General features: G+C 67.5%; 4 protein-coding genes. 2 read left to right on the top strand and 2 right to left on the bottom strand.

Annotated elements, in window-relative coordinates; all coding sequences use genetic code 11:
• Positions 1–44: 44 nt before the first annotated feature.
• Positions 45–917, bottom strand: coding sequence for an EamA family transporter (locus AC1DQP_RS18675; protein ID WP_457320452.1), 873 nt, complete (start codon positions 915–917; stop codon positions 45–47).
• Between the two features lie 73 nt (positions 918–990).
• Between AC1DQP_RS18675 and AC1DQP_RS18670 the strand changes: the two genes are divergently transcribed.
• Positions 991–1464, top strand: a complete 474-nt coding sequence (locus tag AC1DQP_RS18670; protein ID WP_478052220.1) for an Lrp/AsnC family transcriptional regulator — start codon at positions 991–993, stop codon at positions 1462–1464.
• 15 nt (positions 1465–1479) lie between these two features.
• On the opposite strand, the gene AC1DQP_RS18665 is transcribed toward AC1DQP_RS18670, so the two are convergent.
• On the bottom strand, positions 1480–1959 hold the full coding sequence (locus AC1DQP_RS18665) for a VOC family protein (RefSeq protein ID WP_457320448.1): 480 nt from the start codon (positions 1957–1959) through the stop codon (positions 1480–1482).
• A 301-nt stretch (positions 1960–2260) separates the two neighbouring features.
• On the opposite strand from AC1DQP_RS18665, the gene AC1DQP_RS18660 reads away from it, so the two are divergent.
• Positions 2261–3141, top strand: an 881-nt coding sequence (locus AC1DQP_RS18660; protein WP_478052219.1) for a TonB-dependent receptor plug domain-containing protein, incomplete at its 3' end; no start/stop codon positions are given.

Here is a 3141-nt window from a genome sequence, read left to right as displayed (position 1 = left end):
ATCCAACGGTRAGGGGAGCCGGCCAGCGGCCGGCACTACMTGGATCACGTGACTGGTAGGGGCGGCGCCGCTCGCCGTGCGGTCACCGTACTGCCGACCGACGCCACCACCGTGCAGCCGATCGCCGCCCACTGCAGCGGCGTGAGATGTTCGGCCAGCAGCCCCATCGCCAGCAGCGCGGCTACCGCCGGTTCCATGCTGATCAGGATGCCRAAGGTCTCCTTCGGCAGACGCTTGAGCGCCATCATCTCCAGCGACATCGGAATCGCGCTGGAGACGATCGCCACGCCCAGCCCGAACAGCAGGATCTTCGGGTCCAGCAACGCCATGCCCGCATGCGCAACGCCCACCGGCACCACCACCAACGCCGCCGCGCACAGCCCCAGCGACACCGTATGCCCGGCAGGCAGGTGGCCGGCGCGCTTGCCGAAGATGATGTACAGCGCCCAGCACACTGCCGCACCCAGCGCGAACATCACCCCGACCGGATCCAGCGCCGCACCGTGTCCCAACGGCAGCAGCAGCAACAGCCCGGCCAGCGCGCAGCCGACCCAGACGAAATCGACCGGCCGGCGCGATGACCAGATCGCCACCGCCAGCGGCCCGCAGAATTCGATGGCCACCGCGATGCCGAACGGAATCGTGCGCAGCGCCATGTAGAACAGCAGGTTCATCACCCCCAGGGTGATGCCGTAGCGGAGGATCGTCCCGGCATCGGCGCGCGTGGTGGTCCAGCGCCACGGCCGGAACACCGCCAGCAGTACCAGCGCCGAGAAGCCCACGCGCAACGCGCTGGTGCCCTGTGCGCCGATCAGCGGGAACAGCTGTTTGGCGAACGACGTGCCCACGGACAGGGCGGTGACCGAGCCGAGGACGGCCAGGACGGGGATGAGCGAGGAATAGCGGGAGGTCGACATCGCGTCAGCATATTGCGTCCGGGCCGAAGCAAAGGCTCAATTGCACGTGCCTTCCTGCACGTTTCACTCGCCCATGTCTGCCGTCCCCTACAGCCCCGACGACTTCGACCGCGCCATCCTGGCCATCCTCCAGCGCGACAACACCACCCCGCAGCGGGAGATCGCCGAAGCGGTGYACCTGTCCGCGCCGGCAGTCCAGCGCCGGATCAAGCGGCTGCAGGAGGCGGGGATCATCCGCGCCAACGTCGCCGTACTCGATCAATGCCGGCTCGGCCGCCCGCTGACCATCATGGTCGAGGTGCGGGTGGCCAGCGAGCAGCCGCACCGCGTTGCCCCCTTCCGCCGTCGCGTGCAGGAAGATCCCGCCGTGCAACAGTGCTACGCCATCACCGGCGATGCCGATTTCCTGCTGATCCTCACGGCCGCCTCGATGGAAGAGTACGAGGCGATCAGCGTGCGCCTGTTCGGCAACGACGACAACATCGAGCGCTTCCGCACCGCCGTAGCGTTGAGCACGTTGAAGCGTGGCCTGGGCGTTCCGCTGTAAGACTACAAAGCGTCCTCAGCCGCGCACCGCCGCTTCGATCTGCGCCACATCGATCCTGCGCATCGTCATCATGGCCTCGAACGCGCGCTTGGCCACCGCCGGGTCTTTGCTGGTCACCGCTTCGGTCAGCACGCGCGGGGTGATCTGCCAGGACAGGCCCCACTTGTCCCGGCACCAGCCGCAGGCGCTTTCCTCACCGCCGTTGCCGACGATGGCGTTCCACAGCCGGTCGGTCTCGGCCTGGTCGTCGGTGGCGATCTGGAAGGAGAACGCCTCGCTGTGCTTGAACGCCGGGCCACCGTTGAGGCCTATGCAGGGGATGCCGGCGACGGTGAAATCCACGGTCAGCACGTCGCCCTGCTTGCCCGACGGGAAGTCGGCCGGGGCACGGTGGACCGCGTGCACCGCGCTGTCGGGGAAGGTCTGGGCATAGAAGGTGGCCGCCTCCAGGGCGGTGCCGTCATACCAGAGACAGAGGGTGTTCTTGGCAACCATGGCGTTTCTCCTGCTGCGCGCGGGCGGATGCTCAGCCTACGACCGCCGATGTTAATCCGCCGCCCTCTCACCGTACCCCTCCTCACCAAGGGGTACGGGAGACCCTGAAAGCTTCAGGCGGCGTCGCCTCCAGCCGAATTGCTGATAGCAATGATTCGCATTAACATACTGTGATCCCGTTCGCGCCAGGGAGGCGCTGCGGAGTTCGGTACCGAGCCGCGCACCGACCCCACCTCCACCGCCAAGCACCTGGCCACCGACGGACATCGGCCATGTGCGTGCCGCCGCCCTGGAAACGCCGATGACCCGTTCTTCCGTAGTGCTGTCCCGCGCCCTGCCCCAACGCCGCCTGTCGCAGGCCCTGTTTGCCGCGCTGTGTGCGCTGATCGCCGCCCCTGCCTTTGCGCAGGACGCCACCACCGATGCCACCACCCTAGACAAGATCGTGGTCAAGGGCGAACGCGCCGAGGGCTACTCGGTGCGCAAAACCTCCGCCGGTACCCGCTTCGACCTGGCCCCGCGCGAGATCCCGCAGTCGGTGAGCATCATCAGCCACCAGCGCATCGAGGACCAGAACCTCGACGACATCATCGACGTGCTGGCCAACACCACCGGGGTGAGCAGCACCCAGTCCGATACCGAGCGCACCGAGTTCTACGCGCGCGGCTTCTACATCGACAGCTACCAGTTCGACGGCCTGCCCACGCAGATGGTGCAGAACTGGAGCTACGGCGACTCCGGCCTGGACCTGGCCCTGTATGACCGCGTGGAAGTGGTCCGCGGTGCCACCGGCCTGCTCAGCGGTGCGGGCAATCCGTCGGCCTCGGTCAACCTGATCCGCAAGCACGCCGACAGCGCCGAGCTGACCGGCAACGTGTCGGTCAACGTCGGCAGCTGGGGCCGCACCCGCAGCACCGTGGATGTGACCACCCCGCTGAACGCCAGCGGCTCGGTGCGCGCGCGCGTGATCGGCAGCTACCTGGACACCGAATCGCAGATGGACCGCTACGACCAGCACAAGACGCTGGGCTATGCGGTGATCGACGCCGACCTCACCCCGGACACCCAGCTGAGCGTGGGCTACGACTACCAGCAGAAGCGCGCCAACGGGGCTACATGGGGTGGCTTCCCGATGCTGTACTCCGACGGCAGCCCGACCCCGTTCGACGAGTCCTTCAGCGC

The organism is Stenotrophomonas sp. P5_A8 (assembly GCF_056400545.1).
Note: the sequence above shows the minus strand (reverse complement) of the source record. Positions and strands in the feature narration are given on the sequence as shown.